Origin of the sequence: Sodalis sp. dw_96 (genome assembly GCF_018449575.1) — a bacterium.
GTDB lineage: Bacteria > Pseudomonadota > Gammaproteobacteria > Enterobacterales > Enterobacteriaceae > Acerihabitans.
This window is the reverse complement of sequence record NZ_JAAVUT010000022.1, coordinates 51270-73423: the sequence shown is the minus strand read 5'-3', so window position 1 is coordinate 73423 and position 22154 is coordinate 51270. Positions and strand designations below refer to the sequence as shown.

General features: G+C 53.9%; 20 protein-coding genes. 17 read left to right on the top strand and 3 right to left on the bottom strand.

Going from position 1 to position 22154, the window contains the following annotated elements:
* Position 1: 1 nt before the first annotated feature.
* Together HB631_RS22705 and HB631_RS22700 are read right to left on the bottom strand one after the other, a co-directional pair.
* The gene (locus HB631_RS22705; RefSeq protein ID WP_213993448.1) at positions 2–319 is read right to left on the bottom strand and encodes a hypothetical protein; all 318 of its coding nucleotides are present in this window, start codon (positions 317–319) and stop codon (positions 2–4) included.
* Between the two features lie 378 nt (positions 320–697).
* Positions 698–1129, bottom strand: a complete 432-nt coding sequence (locus HB631_RS22700; RefSeq protein ID WP_213993447.1) for an antiterminator Q family protein — start codon at positions 1127–1129, stop codon at positions 698–700.
* A 137-nt stretch (positions 1130–1266) separates the two neighbouring features.
* On the opposite strand from HB631_RS22700, the gene HB631_RS22695 reads away from it, so the two are divergent.
* Together HB631_RS22695 and HB631_RS22690 are read left to right on the top strand one after the other, a co-directional pair.
* Positions 1267–1890, top strand: coding sequence for a LexA family transcriptional regulator (locus HB631_RS22695; RefSeq protein WP_213993446.1), 624 nt, complete (start codon positions 1267–1269; stop codon positions 1888–1890).
* 181 nt (positions 1891–2071) lie between these two features.
* Entirely contained in the window at positions 2072–2320 is a 249-nt protein-coding gene (locus HB631_RS22690; RefSeq protein WP_213993445.1) for an ANR family transcriptional regulator, read from the top strand.
* On the opposite strand, the gene HB631_RS22685 is transcribed toward HB631_RS22690, so the two are convergent.
* Entirely contained in the window at positions 2305–2868 is a 564-nt protein-coding gene (locus HB631_RS22685) for an alpha/beta hydrolase (protein ID WP_213993444.1), read from the bottom strand. The two genes, HB631_RS22690 and HB631_RS22685, sit on opposite strands and share 16 nt — an antisense overlap.
* Before the next feature lie 241 nt (positions 2869–3109).
* On the opposite strand from HB631_RS22685, the gene HB631_RS22680 reads away from it, so the two are divergent.
* From HB631_RS22680 to HB631_RS22610, 15 genes are all read left to right on the top strand, one after another.
* Complete coding sequence (locus tag HB631_RS22680; protein ID WP_213993443.1) at positions 3110–4309, top strand: MFS transporter; 1200 nt, start codon at positions 3110–3112, stop codon at positions 4307–4309.
* A gap of 144 nt (positions 4310–4453) precedes the next feature.
* Positions 4454–4666 (top strand): hypothetical protein, encoded by a 213-nt coding sequence (locus HB631_RS22675; protein WP_213993468.1) that lies wholly within the window; start codon positions 4454–4456, stop codon positions 4664–4666.
* Positions 4667–5078: 412 nt separating this feature from the next.
* On the top strand, positions 5079–6344 hold the full coding sequence (locus tag HB631_RS22670; protein WP_255557221.1) for a hypothetical protein: 1266 nt from the start codon (positions 5079–5081) through the stop codon (positions 6342–6344).
* A gap of 20 nt (positions 6345–6364) precedes the next feature.
* Positions 6365–7471: a phosphoserine transaminase gene (locus tag HB631_RS22665; protein ID WP_213993442.1), complete on the top strand. Its 1107-nt coding sequence runs from the start codon at positions 6365–6367 to the stop codon at positions 7469–7471.
* 388 nt (positions 7472–7859) lie between these two features.
* A complete protein-coding gene (locus tag HB631_RS22660) occupies positions 7860–8105 on the top strand; it encodes a helix-turn-helix domain-containing protein (protein WP_213993441.1) in 246 nt (81 codons plus the stop codon).
* A gap of 846 nt (positions 8106–8951) precedes the next feature.
* Complete coding sequence (locus HB631_RS22655) at positions 8952–10532, top strand: S53 family peptidase (RefSeq protein WP_213993440.1); 1581 nt, start codon at positions 8952–8954, stop codon at positions 10530–10532.
* 35 nt (positions 10533–10567) lie between these two features.
* Entirely contained in the window at positions 10568–12223 is a 1656-nt protein-coding gene (locus tag HB631_RS22650; RefSeq protein WP_213993439.1) for a peptidase S1, read from the top strand.
* Positions 12224–12571: 348 nt separating this feature from the next.
* Positions 12572–13342, top strand: a complete 771-nt coding sequence (locus tag HB631_RS22645; protein ID WP_213993438.1) for an enoyl-CoA hydratase/isomerase family protein — start codon at positions 12572–12574, stop codon at positions 13340–13342.
* A 353-nt stretch (positions 13343–13695) separates the two neighbouring features.
* Complete coding sequence (locus HB631_RS22640) at positions 13696–15015, top strand: MFS transporter (RefSeq protein WP_213993437.1); 1320 nt, start codon at positions 13696–13698, stop codon at positions 15013–15015.
* Positions 15016–15066: 51 nt separating this feature from the next.
* Complete coding sequence (locus tag HB631_RS22635) at positions 15067–16671, top strand: CoA-transferase (protein WP_213993436.1); 1605 nt, start codon at positions 15067–15069, stop codon at positions 16669–16671.
* Positions 16671–17483, top strand: coding sequence for a shikimate dehydrogenase (locus HB631_RS22630; protein ID WP_213993435.1), 813 nt, complete (start codon positions 16671–16673; stop codon positions 17481–17483). The genes HB631_RS22635 and HB631_RS22630 overlap by 1 nt, the downstream gene beginning before the upstream one ends.
* A 29-nt stretch (positions 17484–17512) precedes the next feature.
* Complete coding sequence (locus tag HB631_RS22625; RefSeq protein WP_213993434.1) at positions 17513–18898, top strand: glycoside hydrolase family 88 protein; 1386 nt, start codon at positions 17513–17515, stop codon at positions 18896–18898.
* Positions 18895–19362 (top strand): MaoC/PaaZ C-terminal domain-containing protein, encoded by a 468-nt coding sequence (locus HB631_RS22620; RefSeq protein ID WP_213993433.1) that lies wholly within the window; start codon positions 18895–18897, stop codon positions 19360–19362. Before HB631_RS22625 ends, HB631_RS22620 begins: the two co-directional genes overlap by 4 nt.
* 771 nt (positions 19363–20133) lie before the next feature.
* Positions 20134–20814 carry a TetR/AcrR family transcriptional regulator gene (locus tag HB631_RS22615; protein ID WP_255557219.1) on the top strand — a complete coding sequence of 227 codons (681 nt, stop codon included), beginning with the start codon at positions 20134–20136 and terminating at the stop codon, positions 20812–20814.
* A 1121-nt stretch (positions 20815–21935) separates the two neighbouring features.
* Entirely contained in the window at positions 21936–22142 is a 207-nt protein-coding gene (locus HB631_RS22610) for a hypothetical protein (protein ID WP_213993432.1), read from the top strand.
* Positions 22143–22154: the final 12 nt, after the last annotated feature.

Below are 22154 nucleotides of genomic sequence, written 5' to 3'. Positions count from 1 at the left end.
GCTAATGCTCCGTCTCTTTAAGTACGTTATTCACTTTCTCGACCACCTCGCCGGCCTGGCTGATATCGTGGGAAGGCGATCCCTGCAAAAAATCAACGATGGCTTTGGTTCTTTCCCAATCGAACGTCAGTCGCTCACGGGCCAGTTGGCGGTTGAGCTTTTCGGTTTTCCGTTTATCCAGGTAGCCGAGTAGCGAGATAACCGCGCCGATAAGGGCGATAACGAGATAAACGAGTTCCAAGGTGGAGAGTCCCATCAGGCTTGATAAAAGCGTGACCAATGCCCCGCCGTGCGTCGCGATATCTGATTTTTGATCCATGAGTTGCCTGTCCCACTGCCTGAAGTTCAAGGTTGGTGCCTGGTGAAAAAAGGAAATAAAAAAGCCCGCCGGAGGAAACCCCCAAGCAGGCTTAAAAAAGACACAAACGAAAAGACCCCGCCGAAGCGAGGTCTTTTGCTGTTGAAATCAATCTGGCTATTTGATTGTGCGGGACATTTTTACTAAAGAGTTCGTTAGGTCATATTTAGCAAGTCGTAATAACCAGTGATTGCACTTTATCATGGGTTTTGCGGACCGCACAAGCTTTTTATTCAGAAAGAATTTATTTGCCGATAGCGGCTAAAAACAAAATACCCGCCGCACCGAAACAAAAAGACCCCGCCGAGGCGAGGTCTTTTTGCCGGTCTTAAGAACCACTTAGAACATGCTAGCATGGGTTTTGCGGACCGCGCTAACCTTTTCTTTCTCATAGCTTTTGACTTCCGGGTCCATATCCAGTTTCACGTCCAGCATTGCCAGGCAGCCTGCCACAAAACCTTCGGCTACCTGCAGTTGTATACGGATTATTTTTTCATCAATGCGCCAATGACGAGCGATTTCCCGTTTGGACATACGGTAGACGTAATACAACATGATCAGATCCAGCTCTCTGCTCTGACGCAATGACTGCAAATGCAGCACGCAGGCATCGATGGTCAAACCGTCACTATCGCAGCATTTTAAACGTTGTGACGTCCGATACGGCATCAGTCCTTTAAAACCGGCGGCGATGGGGGACCAATCAAGGCCGCTGTTATCGCTTGCCGCCCAACCACCCCACCGTTCCAGAACCTGCTGAATGTCTCTCATTTTTGATCCCGATGAATTTTTCGATTCGAATAACAAATTTAATTGTATTAAACTACTTGAATTATTGTTTGTCAAACACAACTAAAATTGTATTTAATGCTATAGCTGATTTTCAGTTCATTTCATGGAGAGACAGAATGTCTTTAGCTGCACGTTTTAAAGCCAGACGTATGGACTTGAATTTGACACAGGTAGGAGTGGCCGCTGCTGCCGGAGTGAGCCAACAAGCCATTGAGTCCATCGAAAGCGGCAGGACCAAACGCCCGCGAAACCTGCTGGATCTCGCCAAGGCGTTAAATTGCAGCCCTGACTGGCTCTTGAACGGCAAAAACGTCATGCCGCTGACTGAAATCAGCACGCGCCGCATTCCTATTTTGAGTTACGTTCAGGCAGGAGCGCTAACGGAGGTGTCCGAAATTACCACTGTCGAAGGCAACTACGAGTATGTTTTGGCTGACGCGGAAATCACCGAAAACGCCTTCGCACTGCGTATAGACGGCGATAGCATGATGCCGGAATTCCAGCCGGGGGACATTGTGATTATCGATCCGGAACTGACCCCCGCCCCAGGAGAATTTGTCGTGGCGAAAAATAACGGCTATGAAGCCACCTTCAAAAAATTTCGTCCTCTGGGCCTCGGCATTTGCTCGTTCGAACTGGTACCGTTGAATCCGGATTACCCGGTTTTGCGCAGCGCCGACATCGATTTACAGATTATCGGCGTGATGATTGAGCACCGGATTTTCCGCCGCAAACGCTGATACAGGACCTTAGACCCGCTCCAGGGTAGGTTATTGGATTTAACATACAAATTAAATGCTGATAAAAACAAATAACTGATTTCCTTTCGATATAAATACCTCTTTTATTGTTTACAATAAACAATAAAAGAGGTATTTTAGTTCTCGTTCAAAACTTACCGTTATGAAGGGATCTAAAGTTATGGCATTTAAAAACCTCGACAGTCCGCTCTATTTTCGGGCGGCCATCGCCGCCGCGCAGATTGAGCGCATAGGCGATTATCGGCATGCGGCGCAGACTTGGAGTAAAGCCGCACGGTATTCGCGCAATCCGCTCAATCAAACCTGGAGCGAACATCGTGCGGATTTTTGTTTGATGCAAATCGAGCGCGAAAAGCTGAAAAAAAGCGGATACGTGGCTGACTCCGCGGAGATTTATTCCATTATATAGTCGCGAAGTACCGCCAACAGCGCCGGGAACTGGATAAAACCATCCTGTTCCCTGAAATGCCCCGCGGCGGGAAAGCTGTAGAGTTCGGCGCTAAGGGATCGGCTAAGGGTTTGAGTGAGATCGGGCGGAACCACATCATCGTTCAGCGACCGCAGGGTAACCAATTGCCCGACGCTTTTCTTCAGTCTGCCATAATCTATTTGCTGCCGGGTAAACTGATCCAGTTCGGGAAATGCCGCTACCGGTTCGGCAAATCCCGCCACCAGAATGGCGCCGCCGACGGAAACCCCCTCCCCCAGCGAGGCGAGATACTGCATTAGGGTAATGCACCCCAGGCTGTGGGCGATAAACCAGGTGTGGCGCGAAGGAGAGGGTACACAGGCTCTCAAATGCGACAGCCAGCGCTCCGGGCTGGGCGCCCTGGGGGATGGCATGCAGGGCACGATAACCTGGGTTCCCTGTTTTTCCAGCTGCGCTTTTAGCCAGCGGAACCAGTGATGGCGCGGCGTGGACAGAAATCCGTGAATGATCACTATTTTGTCAGGCATCTTCATTTACTTCCCCTACATCCCGCTAAGCGAAGCGAAATTGCATGAACAGACATTCAGCATAGACGGAATATATTTCAACCTGATTAACATTCCCCCCCAATCCCCACGGCTTGACATCCTGTCGTGACCTCCTTAGTTTAAGCCGTTATGGTATGACAAATCCCCTTTATTTGGGCCGGAACAGCGTTCCCGCGAGCCGGGTTTGATCTCGCCCCAGCGGCGCGAATCGAGGTAACTCATGAAGCAAGAGGAAAATCGCGGCTCACTTTCCCGAGCTCACGTCACTGTTTTTGCCACCGCTTGCGGTATCACCGTGGCCAATATTTATTATGCGCAGCCGTTGGCGCAAACCATAGGGCACGCGCTGGCAATGCCGAATACCCTGTCGGGCCTGGTGGTCACCGTAACCCAAATCGGTTATGCCGCCGGGTTGATTCTGTTGGTATCGCTGGCGGACCTGGTTGAAAACCGCCGGCTGGTTATCGCCGCACTGCTGGCAGACGCCCTGGCGCTGGTGGCAATGGCGGTTGCGCCGGTTATCTCGCTGTTTTTTTTAGCGGTCTTCGCCGTGGGTTTTTTCTCCGCGGCGGCACAAATTCTGGTGCCTTTTGCGGCGCATCTGGTGCCGGAAGCGCGCCGTGGCAGGGTGGTGGGTAATGTAATGGGGGGGCTGCTGCTGGGCATCATGCTGTCGCGTCCCTTGTCCAGCCTGCTTTCCGGCTGGTTCGGCTGGCAGGCGGTATTCTGGCTTTCCGCCCTGCTGATGGCCGGACTGGCCCTGCTGCTACGGTTCCGGCTACCGACCCGCCAGCCGCGCCACGACAGCCACTACCTGGCCATTTTAGGTTCGTTATGGCACCTGTTTCGCACCACGCCGCTATTGCGCCGCCGCGCTTTATGGCAGGGGCTGTTGTTTGCCGCCTTTAATATGTTCTGGACGGCGACGCCCATGGTGCTGAGCGGTCCGCGGTTTAACCTTTCGCCACACGGTATTGCGCTGTTTTTATTGGCGGGAGCCGCCGGCGCGCTGGCCGCCCCCATCGCCGGCCGACTGGCGGATAAAGGGCTGTCGCAGCCGACCACGGGCGTGGCGATGCTTATGGTGGCGCTGGCCTTCGCCGCCACGTTCGCCGCCTGGACGTTACATAGCATCACCATTTTCGTCGTGGCGGCCATCGTGCTGGATGCCGGTGTACAAACCCACCAAGTGCTGAGCCTAAGGGCCATTTATAACCTGCCGGCGGAAGCCCGCGGCCGGCTGAACGGTCTGTTTATGACCAGCGTGTTTTTGTGCGGTTCCGGCGGCGCACTGCTGGCGGGGGCCCTGTTCTCCCATGAGGGCTGGCCTGGGGTGGCCGTCGCCGGCTGTATCGTATCGACGCTGGCCTTGGTTTCATTTGCCGCCGTCAAGACCCTCGGCCACGTTAAGGAGGCATAATAAAGAGGCATAGCTGAGAGACATAGCTAAGCGGCACAACATAGCGGCTAGCCGCGTTAAGCTGCACTTTGTTACATAAGTCCAGATGACAGCCACCGGGCAATAATGGCAATGTTTCAAAACTGTTTCGCTATTCTGTTTGAGATGATCGTGAATAAACACTTTTGTTACACCGTGGTCTTTACCCTGTTAATAGCCGCTTCCCCTCTCTCTTATGCCGCGGGTTGTCTCAAAGGCGCCGCCGTAGGCGCTGCCGTCGGACATCTTAAACACCACGCGGTGTTGGGTGCGGTGGGCGGTTGTGTCGTCGGCCATCATATGGCGGCCAAGGATAAAAAGGAGCAGGCCAAAGGGTAGTCAATCAATTTTGCCGGCGGCCACGCCGGTAAAAAACTGTTCGGTCACGGCATGTTCTTTTATTTGACTTAAGCAACAAAAATAAATAATAGAATTAAATTCGGACTTAATTGAAATTTTTGCCGGATATAACCCAAGCCATTCGGTTGGGACGGAATATAGTAGATAATCTTCGAATTTACTGACAAAAATAAGATGAAAATCGAAATAAATATCAAATCCGCAGGCTATTGAGTATGAAATATTTTTTGACTAATATACCTCAATATAGCCTCAAATCCAGGCCCCATGCGGCTTGACCACAACTAAGCCTCCACTCATACTAGCCTCCATTAATTAAATCTAACTTCAAGCTGAATATCATTTCAGCTCTATGCCCGTTAGCGCCCCACATCTAAAAGGGATATGACGATTGCAAAATTTAGCGACATCAAATACGCCGCTCGTGCCTGATGCGGCATATCAACCGGCAACTTTGTTTCTCGGGCTGGCGCCTTTTCTTCGGATGAGTATTGCCGGCACCGATTTTACCTCCCTGGCGGAAGAGATGCTGGCCAAAGCGGAACGTTATCCGGACGACGCCGAACTGTGGATGAATCTTTCCACGGTAATGATGTGCCTGAAACAGCTGAAAGTGGGATTGGTGATACAAGAGCAGGCGTTGACAATGCAACGGCTATTCCGCCTGCCGGCATCCCGGCAACCGGCGAAGCTGCGTCTGTTGATGCTGATGATGCCCGGGGATCTTTCCGCCAATATGCCGCTGGATTGCCTGTTGGAAAACAGCGATGTAGACCTGCTGTATTATTATATCACCCCCGATACGCCGCTGGCGTGGCCGTTGCCAGAGCACGATGTCGTTCTGGTGGCCATCAGCGCCGCCGACGAAAGCCGTGAGCCGCTGGCGCAATTGGAACGGGCGCTGGCAAATTGGCCGAAACCGGTTATTAACGCGCCGCAGCATATCCCCGCCTCGGAGCGATATGAAGCCAGTATGCTGCTGCAAAACGCGCCGGGGCTATCCATATGCCCGGCCCTGCATGTCAGCCGTGCGACGTTGCAACGGGTGGCCGCCGGGATAACGCCTCTGGCCGAGGCGGTTGAAGGCTACGATTTCCCTATTATCCTGCGCCCCGTCGGCTCTCACGGCGGCCGGGGACTGGCAAGGATTGACGCTTTGCCCGCGGTCTCCGCCTATTTGGCCGACATAGACGCGGAACAGTATTTCCTCTCACGGTTCGTCGACTACAGCGGGCCGGACGGGCTGTTTCGTAAATTTCGCATTGTCCTTATCGGCGGCAGACCTTATGCCTGCCATATGGCGATTTCATCGCATTGGATGATTCACTACGTGAATGCGGGCATGTATGAGGATGAAAAAAAACGGGCCGAGGAAGCGGCATTTTTTACACATTTTGATGCTTTCGCGCAGCGGCATCGGGGCGCCCTGGAGGCGATTTATCAACGCACCCATCTGGATTATATCGGCATTGATTGCGCCGAAACCCGGGACGGAGAGCTGCTGGTATTCGAAATCGATCCTGCCATGGTAGTACATGCCATGGATCAGGAAAAAATCTTTCCACACAAGCAATACCACATGCAAAAAGTCAAAGACGCATTGAGGGAATTGCTCCTACTTCGGGCCGCTGAAAATCCACTCAGCCAACCACTTTGACGCGGGAAAAACACGTTATCATGCGGACAAATACACGTAACGCCCTGAATTTCTCAGGTGGACCGGGGGCGCTGCCGGAAAGCGTGCTGGCCCAGGTTCAATCATCCATTATCGAAGTGCCGGAAACCGGTCTGTCCATCCTGGGCATCAGCCATCGTTCCGCCTGGTTCGAATCCATTGTCAGGGAAACGGAAAACAATATCCGCGCCCTGCTGGGCCTGTCGGAAGACTACCATGTTCTGTTCCTGCAAGGAGGCGCGACGCAACAGTTCTCCATGGTGCCCATGAGCATGCTGCGAGGTAAACGCCAGGCCGCAGAGTATCTTGACACCGGTTACTGGAGCCGGAAAGTGATATCCGAGGCAATGCGCGAGGGCCCGGTCCGTGTCGTCTGGAGCGGCGAAAGCTGTGGGTATCGCCATCTTCCCCGTGAGGATGAACTGTCATTTTCAGCCGATGCGCCGTACATTCACTACGTATCCAATGAAACGGTGGAAGGTTTGCAGTTTCATCGTATTCTAGGCCGGGACGATGTCCCCCGGGTCTGCGACATGTCTTCGGACTTTTTATCCAAACCTTGCGAGGCGGATAAATTCTCCCTGATTTACGCCCATGCCCAGAAGAATATCGGCCCCGCGGGTGTCACCATCGTGTTGGTCCGGGACAGCATCGTCCAATCCGCCCCACAAAACCTGCCGGCCTTCCTGGATTATCGCCGCCACGTCGACGCGCACTCCAACTTCAACACCCCGCCGGTTTTTGCCATTTATGTCGTATTGCTGGTAACACGCTGGTTGCTCAATGACATTGGCGGCGTGGAAAACATGGCGCGGATAAACCGCGGCAAGGCGGAGCTGCTCTATGGCATTATTGATGATAGCGATGAGTTCTATCGCGGCTGGGGCGAAGCCCGGGACCGATCGGCCATGAATGTCTCCTTCAACCTGCCAAACGCGGATCTTGAAAGAGCCTTTTTTACCGAAGCCAAGGCCGCCGGTTTTTCCGGACTGGAAGGACATCGGGCGATTGGGGGCGTGCGCGCATCGGTCTACAACGCGCTATCCCTCACCGCGGTAGAAACGCTGGCGGATTTTATGCGGGACTTTCAGCATCGCAGCAGGCGTTAAATCCTGCTCCAGCTTGACTACCCTTCCTTTGCTGAACAGTCTGAAGCCGGCGGCGATATCCCTTGGCCGCCGCCGGCTGCGCCGCCCCTACCCCCTCACCGGCGCTGACGCTCTTTTGCCGTTGCCGGTGGCACAAATCCGTGGATACACCCGTCCCAATTTTTTGCAACCCCTTTTCATGCTGCTATTGAACCTACACGTAAACATCCCTCGCTACCGAACTTATACCAAGTATGTATATTATTCTTGATACTCTAAAATAGAGTAAATTATATACGTGCTAAATATCAAAATTTATACACCATTTGTATATATTTGCCAAAATGTCGACTTTCCAATTCAAAATATACGCTATAAGTATATTTAAGCCATGCAGGAGATCAACCACGTGAAACTTTTCATTATTAATGCCCACAGTCTCGGCCACACTATCAGGGACGTTAGAATCCAGAAAGGATTGACACAGGCCGAACTTGGTCGCCAGGTACAAATGCATCAGAAAGACATATCTATTCTTGAGCATAACGCCGGTAATACCAAGCTATCTCGACTGCTTGCAATATGTGCAATGCTGGGATTAAAAATGATAATAGAAGACGATACTGGCCCAGCTATGGGTGATGATATGTGGTGAGGTTACGTCTTAATTTCATATATCTCTTACCTCACACTCAAGGAATGAATAATAAAATGATAATAAAATATATAAAAATACTTATAAATCATTGCGATAACTTGATGTAATCATCATTTCTTACCAATGATAAATATGTCGACAAAAATGAAATTAAGTGAACGTTATTATCTTTCATGTAATAAATTATACAGGGGTTTCATGGAGAATTACCTGGTTAGATCTCTCGAAAGATATACATGAATAGAGTTAATCATCAATTGTCACCCCTCCTATACATTACGACAATTGACGATATGATCGCATATAGAACGCCCTGAACATTCAGAGCGTTTTATATTTCACCTTTTACATTACCGAGACATAAATTTATCTAAAGCCTATGCCATAAATTAGCACGCACCAATTGCTTAAATTAGCATTCGTGATATTTAGCCAGCAATTTTATTATTAATTAACTATTATCAGTTTCAGGCAGATATAAATCCGCCGGTCCACTACCCTGATTACCCGCCATAGTGCGGGCTTTTTTGTGATCCATCATTCTGTTTAATTTTTGATCAAAATTATAATAAGAGAGCGGTCGTTCTCACTTTATGACCGTTCCCTGGTAATTTTTGCCCGCTAGTTATAAAAATGGCGGGCCTTTTTCTGTTGTAAATCAGATGGTTATTTTCGACGTTGGTTTATCATCCTAATGCGGTTATGAGTGTGAAGCAATCCCCCTACGACGCGAATTTAAGATTAATCGTCCTGGCGTTCAGGCTACGACGGTTCTAACGTGAGGATCAAGCCACCTCATCCGATACGGGCTTTTTGAGCCGTGCTTCTTAAGGAGTAATAAATATGACGGATAATAAACATTCTTTACCCGGCAGTGAGAGAAAGGAGTTTGCGGGATCCAGCTGTACCGGGCCGCTGAAAGACAGCGAACGGTTTGACGTAAGCGTAATCGTCCGGCGCCCCGACGCCGCCGGTTTTCAGCAGCATGTAAATAGCCTTTGCCAGTCCCCCACCGGCTCATCTTCCCGCCCCGCGCCCTTAAGCCGGGAGGAGTATGCCCGACGTTTTGGCGCGGCGCCTGAGGATGTTAAAAAAGTCCGTGAATTCGCCCAACAGCACCAGTTGCGGGTCGTGAGTGAAGACCGGGTAACCCGGACCGTGATTTTGTCCGGCACGGCGCGGCAATTCAATGACGCCTTCGGCGTCCTCCTGCAGCACTATGAACATGCCTCCGGACATTTCCGCGGCCGCACCGGGGAGATACATTTACCGGCGGACCTGGTGGATATCGTCACCGCGGTGCTGGGTTTGGACAACCGGCCGCAGGCCCGCGCCCATTTCCGCTTCCGGCCGCCTATCAGGCCGGCGACTAAAGCCGCTGCGTCGGGGCCCTATACGCCGCTTGAGCTGGCGACGCTTTACGATTTCGCCCCCGGCGGGGGCGCGGAACAATGCGTGGGCATCATCGAGCTCGGCGGAGGTTACGATGAAACCGATTTGCAGCAGTACTTTTCATCCCTGGGCCTGCCCGCGCCTTCGGTGAACGCGGTATCGGTGGACGGCGGGAAAAACAGCCCGTCCAACGGCGCCGGCAGCCCGGATGGGGAGGTGATGCTGGATATTGAAATTATCGGGGCCCTGGCGCCGCAAGCCAAACTGGCGGTATATTTCGCCGGCAACAGCGATAAGGGCTTCATTGATGCGGTCAACAACGCTATCCATGATACCGCAAACCGGCCCTCGGTAATTTCCATCAGTTGGGGCGGTCCGGAGTCCAGTTGGACGGCGCAATCCATGGACGCCTTTGACGATGTGCTGCAATCGGCGGTGGCGCTCGGCGTGACGGTGTGCGTGGCGGCAGGGGACAGCGGATCGAGTGACGGCGTCGCCGACGGCGCCGATCATGTGGATTTCCCGGCTTCCAGCCCCTATGCCCTGGCCTGCGGCGGAACCCGCCTGCTAGAGAATAACGGCGCCATCGAGGCCGAGACCGTGTGGAACGACGGTGATCAGGGCGGGGCCGGCGGCGGTGGTATCAGTGCGCATTTCCCCTTGCCGGACTGGCAAAAATCACTCAAGGCGGTGCGCACCGGGGGTAAAACCGCCGCCCTGTCACACCGTGGCGTGCCCGATGTGGCGGGTAATGCCGATCCGGAAACCGGTTATAAGGTCCTGGTACACGGCCAGTGGATGGTTGTGGGCGGTACCAGCGCGGTAGCGCCTCTCTGGGCCGGCCTGATCGCCCGCGTCAATGCCGCCGCCGGCAAGACGCTGGGTTATATGCAACCCCTGCTCTATTCGGCCGCTGCATGCCGCGACATTACGCAGGGCAATAACGGGGATTTCGCCGCCGCGTCCGGTTGGGACGCCTGCACCGGTTTGGGGTCTCCGGACGGTAAAAAAGTCGCTACGCTCCTGCGCTAGGGGATGTGGTGGTTGGGGAAAAGTGAGGAGGATATATGGCTGGACATAAAAAAGACCTTAACGGCAATCACCAAGGCGACGCCGGTAACCACGCCCGAAACAAAGGGACAGCCCCTGCACAGAGCGATCTGCCTTTTTTTGATGCGGTGGCTTATGGCAACGGTCCGGACGATGGGGTAGACGACAGCAGCGAAAATGCCGCCGTCACGCACCATACTCTGGTATTAGGGGGTAAAACCCTGGCCTATACCGCCACGGCTGGTCATCTGGTGGCGGTGGACCCGAGCAGCTCCAAACCGGAAGCAAAAATCTTCTATGTGGCGTTTACTCTTGATGGGCAGGCGCCTGAGGAGCGCCCGGTCACCTTTTTTTATAACGGCGGCCCGGGGTCGTCTTCGGTCTATGTCTTATTGGGTTCTTTTGCGCCAAAGCGCATCAAAACGGCGATGCCTGATTTTACCCCGCCCGCCCCTTATCAACTTGAGGATAATAGCGACAGCCTGCTGGACCTGAGCGATCTGGTTTTTATCAATCCGGTGGGTACCGGGTATTCGGCGGCCATCACGCCGCGCCGCAATCGTGATTTTTGGGGCGTTGACCAGGATGCCCATTCCCTGGCCCAGTTCATCAAACGTTATCTGACCGCCAACGATCGCTGGAATTCGCCTAAGTTTTTATTTGGTGAATCCTACGGTACCGCCCGCAGCGCGGTACTTTCTTATCTGTTGCATGAAGACGGCGTCGACCTGAACGGTATCACGCTGCAATCCTCGATTCTTGATTATGCCAAGGCCGGCCAGCCCGTGGGCCTGTTGCCCACCTGCGCCTGCGACGCCTGGTACCATAATAAACTGGACATCAAACCGCGGCCGGCCGACCCGGCCGCCGTGGCGCAGCAGGCGAAAGCGTTTGCCGGCGGTGAATATGCCGCCGCGCTGGCGGCTTTTCCGAAGGTGGACGACGCCATCGTGGCAAAACTCAGCGACTTGACGGGGATTGACGGTAAGACCCTTATCGGTTGGAGCCTCGATGTGGGCGCCTACAACAGCCGAGGGAATTCGCTGTTCCTGGTGACCCTGCTCCAAGCCCAGGGGCTGGCGTTGGGTTCCTATGACGGCCGGGTCACGGCGGTCAATACCGGCATCGCCGCCGATATCGATCCGAACTCCGGCGGCAACGATCCTACCATGACCGCGGTGAACGGTGCTTACACCGCCATGTGGAACAGCTACCTGAACGACCAGCTCAAATACACCTCCACCTCCGCCTTTACCGATCTCAACGACCAGGCGTTTCAATACTGGGATTTCCATCACACCGATCCCACCGGCGCGGAAAAAGGCGTCGATAGCAAAGGCAATCCGATTCTTTATACCGCCGGCGACCTCGCCGCCACCATGAGCCTGAATGTCGATCTGAAAGTGCTGTCGGCCAATGGCTATTACGACTTCGTTACGCCATTTTACCAGACCGAATCAGATTTGCTGGCAATGCCCTTATTGTCCGCCTCGATTCGCCAAAACCTGACGATAAAATATTACCCTTCCGGACATATGATCTATCTTAACGGCGATGCCCGCACCCTGTTAAAAGCCGATCTCGCCGCCATGTATCACCAAGCCACCGGCGACCATGCGGCCATGAGCCGCATACGCCTGTTGCAGCAGCGAAAATCAGCGGCCGGAGGGTGAAGAAACAGAATTTGATTTAGCAGTTGCCGGCAATCATTTTATGTCATGCCCGATCCCATCGCGGCATGCTGTCGGAACGTTCCCCGCATTCCACCTCACGCGGATTTTCCGTCCGGTATTTTTTATTTACTAGTCAGTAAGTTTTATAAACATGAAAAAGTGATAACCGGATCACTATTTACTTACATGAAAGTAAGTTTTTCTTGTATTGGACTGGGAATAAATTATAACTAGAACACCAAGGCGGCATTTGTGAAACAACGGTTAACCACGGCCGGCCATACGAGTATAGCCACCCGTACATTGCCATTCGCATATTACCTTTTTGTCATTCGAGAGGTCAGTAGCATGACGGATCATATTATCATGAACCTGCATGATTCAATTGCCGAAATCATTATCAACCGCCCGGAAAAGATGAATGCCATAACGCCGGAAATGAGCGAGGACCTGGCCCGGATTTGCGCTGATATCGATAAAGATGACGGGGTGCGGGTGGTGTTGCTGCGTGGCGCGGGAGAACGCGCATTTTGCGCCGGCAGCGATTTAAAATCCCTGGAAAGTTATGACAGCGCCTGGGCGTTTCGCAACCGCGTGGAATATGGCGCAACCCTGCGCAGCCTGCGCAAACCGGTGGTTGCGGCGTTACAGGGCTGGGTACTGGGAGGCGGGCTGGAAATCATGCTTGGCGCCGATCTGCGCGTAGCCGGAACCGGTGCCAGGTTCGGCGCTCCGGAAGTGATCCGCGGCTGGGTGGGCGGTGGCGGCGCCTCGCAATTTCTGCCTCGCCTGGTGGGTTATGGGCAGGCCATGCGCCTGCTGTTAACCGGCGACCACATCGATGCCAAAGAGGCTTTTTCTCTCGGGCTGGTGGAGTATCTGGTGGAGGATGATGCCGTGTACGAAACCGCGCGGGCACTATGCCGGAAGCTGGCCGGTTACAGTCCCCTCGCCGTGCAATCCGTGAAGGCGGCGGTACGCGCCGCACTGTCAATGCCTCTGGAAGCCGGAATGAAATACGAAAACGAGCTGACCAGCCTTTGCTTTGCGGCGGGAAACTATCAGGAAGGATCCAGCGCGTTCGGCGAAAAGCGCCCGACAAAATACGCCGAGGATTAAAGATAACAGTCTTTATCAAAATGCATCATTGAAACATTGTCCCACGGGAAATATCTTTTTCACGCGGGGATAAAGCCTAAAGTTTTGAATATCATCCGCCAAGATAAATAAATTATCCTGGCATTAACCACCCAATAGGAGCACATCTTCCAATTAATTTATTGTGTCGGTTTTAAATTTACAATTTTTTGGATATCGCTATCCAGAATGCGGTTTATTGTGAATTACATAAACTGCCGATTTGATTTTGCCATACAGCAAGCAAAGATGGACAGAGTTCCATTACTAAAATCAATCTTCTTATTAAGATGTAAGGAAGGAAGTGTTAATAAACATCGGCAGGAGAACATTCCATGCAAAGTGCCCAGACCCTAACCACAGAATTGACAGTTAATAATAATTCCAATATTCGAAAAGCGGTTGTTGCATCCACCATCGGTACCATCATCGAATGGTATGATTACGGTCTCTATGCCGCGGCATCGGGTTTGATAATCAATAAACTGTTCTTCCCCCAGCTCTCTCATCTGGGCGGCATTCTGGCGGCGTTCGCCACCTTTGCCATCGGTTTTATCATTCGTCCGCTGGGGGGAATCGTTATTTCCCATATCGGCGATCGGTTCGGTCGCAAACCGGCGATGATCGTGTGTGTTTCCATCATGGGCGCCGCCACCGTGGGGGTGGGGTTATTGCCCACCTATGAGCAGGCCGGGCTACTGGCCCCGGCGTTACTGATCCTGATGCGCCTGATGCAAGGCTTCGGCGCGGGCGCCGAACTCGCCGGCGCCATGACGTTGGTGGCGGAATATACGCCGCTGAACCGGCGGGCCTTTTATACCTCCATTCCCAATACCGCCACCAATTTCGGCGTTTTGGTGGCTACCCTGACCTTCCTGGGGTTTTCATCCGTGCCGGAAGACATTCTGCTGTCATGGGTTTGGCGCATCCCTTTTCTTATTTCGGTATTGTTATTCGCGGTGGCGGTCTATATCCGTTTTAAATTAAACGAAACCCCCGAATATGAAGCCGCCATGGAAAAGGCGCGCCTGGAGCAAAAGGATAAAAAAATCCCTATTTCGGAATTATTTAAAAATAGTCCGAAAGAAGTGCTGTGCGGTTTTTTCGCCATGGGAGGACATCAGGCGCTGACCTATATCCTTAATACCTTCGCCCTGAGCTACATGATAAATACCCTGGGCATGTCCAAAACCGACGGTCTGCTGGTGCTGATTATTGCCCTGTTTTGTACCCTGTTTACCGGCCCTATCGGCGGATATCTCTCGGATCGTTACGGCAGCGCCAAAATATTTATGTTCGGCGCCTTCTTTGCCGCCCTGATGGTTTATCCGCTGTTTTATCTGGTGGATACCAAGAATGTGGTGCTCGCCGCCATCGGCGTGAGCACCATTTATGCCGTCAGCTGGGGCTGTACCGGCGGCGCCCAGGGTGCGTTTCTCGCCAATCTTTTCCCCACCCGCTACCGCTTCTCCGGCATCGCCATGTGCCGGGAACTCTCGGGAGCCATCGTGGGCGGCCCCACCCCGTTCATCGCCACCGCCCTGGTGGCCTATGGCGGCGGCCAACCCACCTATGTCATGTGGTATCTCATGGCGTTCTGTGTTTTTACCTTTGTGGCCGTCTGGTTCGGCAGGCACCTCTCATCGCATACCTGATTGATGTGCGGGGCCACCAGCAAGAATTGAAAACTAGAGGGGAGTAGAACAATGCGAATCGTAACGGCAGCCGAGGTCGCTGGCCTGCTGCAAGATGATGACACGCTGCTGATCGGAGGGTCCGGCGCGGGGCATGCGGTGCCGGAGGCGCTGATCGAGGCGGTTGAAAAACGCTTCCTGGCGAACGGTGCCCCCTGTCGCATCACCTCGGTACACCCGGTGGGATTGGGGGACCGCAGTTTTCGCGGCGCGTCCCGCCTGGCCCATAAAGGATTACTGAAGAGGGTGGTGTGCGGCACGTTGGTGGATTCTCCGCCCCTGGCCCAACTGGCGCTCAAGGACGAGATTGAAGCCTATACCCTGCCCCAGGGGGCGTTATCGCAGTTAATGCGTGAAATTGCCGCAGGACGCCCGGGTCTTATCACCCATGTTGGCCTGCATACCTTTGTTGATCCCCGTCTGGGAGGCGGCCGGCAAAGTCCCTGCAGCAAAGAGGATTTAGTCAAGCTGATCGAAATAGAAGGAAAATCCTGGCTGTTCTATAAACCCTTTAACATCGACATGGTGTTTTTGCGCGGCACCACCGCCGATGAAGACGGCAATATTTCCATGGAACAGGAAGCCATATTCGGCGACATGCTGTCCATGGCGCAGGCGACCCGGCGCTGCGGCGGGTTGGTGGTGGCGCAGGTTAAACGGATTGCGAAACGGGGCACTCTGCCGGCTAAAAGCGTCAAAATTCCCGGCATGCTGGTGGACTTGGTGGTGGTGGAACCCGACCAACCGGTGACTTATCAAACCCAACAGGATTTCGCCTATAGCGGCGAGCTGCGCATTCCGCTGGATGCCTTTCCCACCCTGGCGCTGACGGAACGTAAAATCATCGCACGCCGCTGCGCCATGGAGCTGCGCACCGGCGCCATCTGCAATGTCGGTTCAGGGATTTGCACCGGTATCGGCCTGGTGGCGGCGGAGGAAGACATTCTCCACAACATCGTGCTGACCAATGAACAGGGGCTTATCGGCGGAGCTCCCGCCTCAGGCCTGGATGCCGGCGCCGCCCGCAACTATTCGGCCATTGTCGATCAACCCTATCAGTTCGACTTTTATGACGGCGGCGGCCTGGATATCGCCTTTCTTTCCGCCGTGGAAATCGATGCCGAAGGCAATGTGAATATCAGCCGCTTCGCCGACAAGATAGTCGGGGTCGGTGGTTTTATCAATATCAGCCAGAACGCCAAAAAAATGGTGTTCGGCGGCACCTTTACCGCCGGCGGCCTGAAAGTACGCTGCGATGATGGAGAGCTGCGCATCCTCCAGGAGGGAAGCCACCGTAAGTTCGTCTCGGCGCTGCAGCAAACCTCCTACAGCGGACCTTTTGCCAATGAGCGCGGCCAAACCACCCTGTTTGTTACCGAAAGGGCGGTATTCCGCGCTCTGCACGGCGCGCTGGAACTGATAGAAATCGCCCCCGGCATCGATCTGGAACGGGATGTATTGGCGCATATGGCGTTTCGCCCGCAGATCTCGCCGACACTCAAAACCATGGATTCCCGACTGTTCCGCGAGGGGCCGATGAACCTGAAAGATGCGCTGGACGGGCAATCCTGGCCCCACCATCCCCGCCTCTCACTGCTTGACAAGGGAGAGCGGTGATGGAAAACAACATTGTTGACGGCTCGACCCGTCTGTTCGGCATCGTCGGCGACCCGATAAGCCAGGTGAAAACGCCGCAGTTAATGACCGGCATCTTCAGGGCGCGGGGGGTCAATGCCCTGTTATTACCCTTCCAGGTGGCCGAGGAAGGGTTTGAGTCCACCATGAAAGGACTGATGAGCCTGCGCAATCTTGACGGGCTGGTGATCACCGTTCCCCATAAGGTCAGGGCTTGCTCCCTGGTGGACAGCCTCTCCCCCCGGGCCGGTCAGGTGGGCGCCATCAACGTGATGCGCCCGCTGCCGGACGGCACCTGGAGCGGCGATATGTTCGATGGAGAGGGTCTGGTGCGGGGCATGGAAAAACAAGGCTTTTCCATAGCGGGCAAGCGCATCAAACAGCTTGGGGCCGGCGGCGGCGGTTCCGCCGTGGCCGTCGCCCTGGCGGCGGCGGGGGCGGACCGCATCACCCTGTGCGATCCGCAGCAGTCATTGGCGCAGGGACTGGCGGTCCGCATCAATCACTTTTATCCCCGCCATCCCGCCGAAGTGACCACCGACAGCGCCGGGACGGACGGCTACGATTTACTGGTGAACTGCTCGCCGGTGGGTATGCGTCCCGGCGACGGCATGCCGGCGCCGTTCGGTGAATTCGACCCGGCGCTCGGGGTGGTGGATATCATTATGCATCCGGAAGAGACCCCCTTGCTGGCCCATGCGCGCCGGTGCGGCTGCCGGGCGATGAACGGACGGCCGATGATCGAAGGGCAGCTGGAGGCATTCTGCGCCTTTTTCGGCATCCGGCAATCCTGATGGCAAGATAAGAAGGAAAGGCGACATCCATGAAGATAAAACCTGTTAACGCTGTCGATCTGCTGCCGGCAATCCGGCGCATGTGGGACCTCTCGGCGGTAAAAATCCGCTCCATAGACGCCACCATGGATCGCGCCCAGGGGGCGCCGGTGCATACCGTGGCGGGCCGCTACCAGGCCAAGGGCTGGACGGACTGGACCCAGGGATTCGAGTTCGGCAGCGCCGTATTGCAATTCGACGCCACCGGCGAGGAATATTTCCTCCGCATGGCCCTTGAGCGCATCCGCCATGAGATGCCGACGCATATTACCCATTTCGGCGTACACGACCATGGTTTCAACCAAATCAGCACCTACGGCAATCTGTTGCGGCTTATCCATGAGGGCCGTTTACCCGCCGACCCGGGAACGCTGGATTATTACCGGCTGGCGCTACGGTGTTCCGGGGCGGTGCAGGCCCATCGCTGGACCTCCATTGGCGACGGACAAGGATATATCCACTCCTTTAACGGCCCGCATTCGCTGTTTATCGATACCCTGCGCACCCTGCGCATCCTGCTGGCGGCCCATAGTCTGGGACATGTCATGAAGGACGAAGGAGATCGGGTGGTCTCACTCTTGGACCGGGCCGTCGCCCATGCCCGTACCACTGCCCGCTATTGCCTGTTCTATGGCGAAGGGCGCGATATATACGACCTGCGCGGCCGGACCGCCCATGAGGCCATTTTTAATATCAAGAACGGTGATTTCCGCTGTGTCGGTACTCAGCAAGGTTATTCCGGGTTTTCCACCTGGACTCGCGGCCTGAGCTGGGCCATCTGCGGTTTCGCCGAACTGCTGGAGTACATGGCGCAATTGAGTCCGTTGGCGTTCGGCGCCGCTAACGATAAAACCGAGGTGCTCGCCATGATGGACAAGGCGGCGGAGGCGGTGTGCGATTTTTATATCGATCATACCACCGTAGACGGTATTCCCTATTGGGACACCGGCGCGCCGGGATTGGCGCGGATGGCGGATCCCTATGGCGTGGTTTCCGATCCGGCCAATGATATCGAGCCGGTGGACAGCTCCGCCGCCGCCATCGCGGCCCAGGGTCTGCTGCGCTACGGCGCGTGGCGGCAAGCGGGCGGCGACGGCGCGGGTGAGCGCTACACCCAGGCGGGTTTGACGGTTTTGCAAACCCTGCTCAACGATGTTTATCTGAGCGGCGATGAGCATCACCAGGGGCTGATTCTGCACAGTCAGTATCATCGGCCCAACGGGTGGGATTATGTGCCCGCCGGCCATCATATTCCGTTTGGCGAGGCCACCATGTGGGGAGATTATCACATGCGGGAATTGGCGCTTTATGTCCAGCGATTGGCGCAGCGGGGCCCTTACCTGGCCTTTTTTAACATTACCGGAGAAACCCGATGAGCGACATGAGTGTCCCACGCATTTTATCTTCCGGCGAATATGGCTATGGCGATGTGGATATCGGTGATAGCTATAAAACCTCCGGTATCACGGTGACCGAGGCCCATGTCGTCGGTTTCGCCGGTCTGTCCGGCGATCTGTTCGATCTGCATATGGACGATCAGTTTGCCCGCGAGCAGGGCTTTCCGGGAAGAATTGCCCACGGCCTGCTGGGTTTGTCGCTGGCGGACGGGCTAAAGACCCGCTGTGCCGTGCGCCTGCGCGGTATAGCGACCCTGAGCTGGAACTGGTCGTTTCGCGCCCCGCTCATGATAGGCGATCGTATCCACGCCGAAATCACCATCAACGCCAAACGCCCCACCAAACGGGACGATCGCGGTATCGTGACCTTGGGAATAAAAGTCATCAATGACAAGGCGGTAGTTGTACAGGAAGGCGAAACGCAGTTGCTCATGCATCTATAGTGAAGTTGCGCTCAGGGATGAGCGCTTAAAAGATGGCCGCACCGTCTCCATCGGCACGGTCTCCTTTTAACACGGCTTGGTTGCCCTTTAACACGACTCGTTAGCCTTGGTGATAGCGGGCCTACCCTGCTATGGAGCGCTCCGGCGGGCGGAAAAACCACGCCCGCTTCGACCCCATCAGCGCGGTCTCCCTTTAACACAGCTCGGTTGCCCTTTAACACGACTTGTTAGCCTTGGTGATAGCGGGTCTACCCTGCTGTGGGGCGCTCCGGCGGGCGGAAAAACCACGCCCGCTTCGACCCCATCAGCACGGTCTCCCTTTAACACAGCTCGGTTGCCCTTTAACACGACTCGTTAGCCTTGGTGTGATAGCGGGCCTACCCTGCTGTGGGGCGCTCCGGCGGGCGGAAAAACCACGCCCGCTTCGAGCCCATCAGCACGGCCTCCCTTTAACACGACTCGGTTACCCTTTAACACGTCTCGGTTGCCTTGGTGATAGCGGACTTGTTCCACTCTTTTTTTTGCGCCGCGGTTTGACCTGCATCATCAATCGGTAGCCGGCCGCAATCGTCCATTGCAATGATATTGATTGTCATACAAACTTACTTATCGGCAAGGAACTTTTTTCCCTCGCGGCTTTCTTTTGCGATAAGCACGGCTGGTTAATATCAAAGCGAATTACATGACAAGACCGGCTTTAACACTGAGGGGAAAAAGCTTATAACGACGTTAAAACGTAATTAATGAAAAAACGCAGTGTTGAGGGACATTATGGCGAAAAAAGCACAGGTAACCGCGGTGGTCAAAAAAACGAACATGTATGACAGCATCAAAGAAGTCGCCAAAAACCGCTTAATCGCCTACGGCTACCATGGAACGACATTTGGCGCCATCGCTGAATCTCTCGATATCACCACTACAAATATCCATTACCATTTCGGCAGTAAAAGCAAGCTGGTGGAAGAGGTGGTGAAAGATTATGTTGCCAACGCATCCACCCAGCATCGGGCTATTTGGCTGGACGAAACCGCCTCCCTGGCGGAAAAAGTGCAGAATGTGGTCAAATACAACTACAAACTTTATAAAAAATTCAATCGCGGCAAAAATTCTAAAAATCCCTGGAGCCTTATAGGACGGATGCGGTTGGAAAGCGATGTCCTGAGCGATGAAACCAACGCCGCTTTAACCTCCTTTACCCAATCCATCACTGAAGCCATTGTCCTGGCGGTGGAGAGGGCACGGGATAAAGGTCAGCTCAAGGCAGATACTCCCCTGGAAGACCTGGCATTTTTACTTATCAATCTGGTGGACAGTTCGTCGGTTTTTGCCCAGGACGCCGGTAACTTCGAACGGCTGGAGCAATTTTTCAATGCGTTTTCCCACGTTGTGCTGTCGGTTTACACCATTGAGACGGCAGGAGAAAATCCCCACCAGGAAGTATTGGAGCCTTAAGCCATTTCAAAGGCCTGGAATATTTTGACAGCTGGCTTAGGATATTTCGGATTTTGCATGGCATGGTAATGATCTTTCGATAAATTACAGGTATTGTTTTTGCAGTATCACTTACTTGCGCTCAGACGCCGTGTTATCCGGCGCCGTTATTGAAGAGTCAATTTCTTCCAGAGAGGACGGCATATGACATGTGAATTAACATACTCCCAGGTGACTTCCCTGTGCTTTATCGCTTTTATGATTCTGGCGGGTGCTATCTGCTGGATTCACGTATGGCAATAATGACCCTCTTTTTTTCGCGGTAGTTAACATATTAGCCACAAACCGGTCCCGGTGCCCGGGTGCTCTGCTATGATCAAAGCAGGCTAGACATCAGGTTAGGAGGGCTAATGAATACTCCATCTATACACATCGGGCAGCGGCAATGAAGTGTCTGGCTTTTTGCCTGAGCCTGCTACTATTAACCGGCTGCAGCAGCGTGCTGGGATCGTTATTCAGAATTATCCCCGCCGATACCGACGTGTGTCCTCATGGGCATAATTCCCTTACCAATCAATGTAATCCGTAACCTCAGCTCTGTAGGCATCCGCCATTTTGCGGCGCGGAAAGAAGAACGCCGTATGACAAAAGCCGGGTTTGCAATACCTTGGCAAAATTGGCGAATCAGTCACAGCAGGCAGTACAAAAATACGCCATCATTACCTTATCTTCATGCAGCGGGGGTAACGATATGCGCCAAAAAGTCGATTTTCATATGGTCCTGCTCGGGGTATTTTCTTTAGTGGTATTGGTTGCCCTAGCCTTTGGATCCTAGGCAGTTCGCCAAGACTTCCCGCATCGGCATCTGATGGAGAACCAACCGATGCGGGGGAGTATGTCTGCAATTTGTCGGCCAATGCCTGTCCGAAGCCATGGGGTATGATGCCGAAATTAAATCTCATCTGCGTTAATTTCCTCACCAGCATATTATTTTTATCCAGGGAGTTATGATATTTCCCCGTATCACGTCTTTTTAAAACCCCCCAAAGCGGAACCAAACCGGAATTCCGGTAGTCCAATAAAAAACCATACCTCTGGCGAAGGGGCTGTAGAGATGAAATTGGCTGATGTTTGAGGCGAAAATGCTTGGACGTTTCCTTGTTACATTATTGGGTCTGTTATTTGCGGCCTGGATTGCGGTTATCGTTAATTTCCATAATTTCGCCATCCATATCGATCGCGGGATGGATCATTTAGAATCTATGCGAAAAAACTCCCTGGATATTATTACGCTGACTGAAAAGCAGGAGAGCGTCGCCAACGGCGAGTCCCAGGATTCAGCGCGCTAGCCATCCCCGTCG

Bases quoted from the DNA above. Each gene is read 5' to 3' on its own strand.
- HB631_RS22705 (WP_213993448.1), bottom strand. From the start codon at position 319: ATGGATCAAAAATCAGATATCGCGACGCACGGCGGGGCATTGGTCACG.
- HB631_RS22700 (WP_213993447.1), bottom strand. From the start codon at position 1,129: ATGAGAGACATTCAGCAGGTTCTGGAACGGTGGGGTGGTTGGGCGGCA.
- HB631_RS22695 (WP_213993446.1), top strand. From the start codon at position 1,267: ATGTCTTTAGCTGCACGTTTTAAAGCCAGACGTATGGACTTGAATTTG.
- HB631_RS22690 (WP_213993445.1), top strand. From the start codon at position 2,072: ATGGCATTTAAAAACCTCGACAGTCCGCTCTATTTTCGGGCGGCCATC.
- HB631_RS22685 (WP_213993444.1), bottom strand. From the start codon at position 2,868: ATGCCTGACAAAATAGTGATCATTCACGGATTTCTGTCCACGCCGCGC.
- HB631_RS22680 (WP_213993443.1), top strand. From the start codon at position 3,110: ATGAAGCAAGAGGAAAATCGCGGCTCACTTTCCCGAGCTCACGTCACT.
- HB631_RS22675 (WP_213993468.1), top strand. From the start codon at position 4,454: ATGATCGTGAATAAACACTTTTGTTACACCGTGGTCTTTACCCTGTTA.
- HB631_RS22665 (WP_213993442.1), top strand. From the start codon at position 6,365: ATGCGGACAAATACACGTAACGCCCTGAATTTCTCAGGTGGACCGGGG.
- HB631_RS22655 (WP_213993440.1), top strand. From the start codon at position 8,952: ATGACGGATAATAAACATTCTTTACCCGGCAGTGAGAGAAAGGAGTTT.
- HB631_RS22650 (WP_213993439.1), top strand. From the start codon at position 10,568: ATGGCTGGACATAAAAAAGACCTTAACGGCAATCACCAAGGCGACGCC.
- HB631_RS22645 (WP_213993438.1), top strand. From the start codon at position 12,572: ATGACGGATCATATTATCATGAACCTGCATGATTCAATTGCCGAAATC.
- HB631_RS22640 (WP_213993437.1), top strand. From the start codon at position 13,696: ATGCAAAGTGCCCAGACCCTAACCACAGAATTGACAGTTAATAATAAT.
- HB631_RS22635 (WP_213993436.1), top strand. From the start codon at position 15,067: ATGCGAATCGTAACGGCAGCCGAGGTCGCTGGCCTGCTGCAAGATGAT.
- HB631_RS22630 (WP_213993435.1), top strand. From the start codon at position 16,671: ATGGAAAACAACATTGTTGACGGCTCGACCCGTCTGTTCGGCATCGTC.
- HB631_RS22625 (WP_213993434.1), top strand. From the start codon at position 17,513: ATGAAGATAAAACCTGTTAACGCTGTCGATCTGCTGCCGGCAATCCGG.
- HB631_RS22620 (WP_213993433.1), top strand. From the start codon at position 18,895: ATGAGCGACATGAGTGTCCCACGCATTTTATCTTCCGGCGAATATGGC.
- HB631_RS22615 (WP_255557219.1), top strand. From the start codon at position 20,134: ATGGCGAAAAAAGCACAGGTAACCGCGGTGGTCAAAAAAACGAACATG.
- HB631_RS22610 (WP_213993432.1), top strand. From the start codon at position 21,936: ATGCTTGGACGTTTCCTTGTTACATTATTGGGTCTGTTATTTGCGGCC.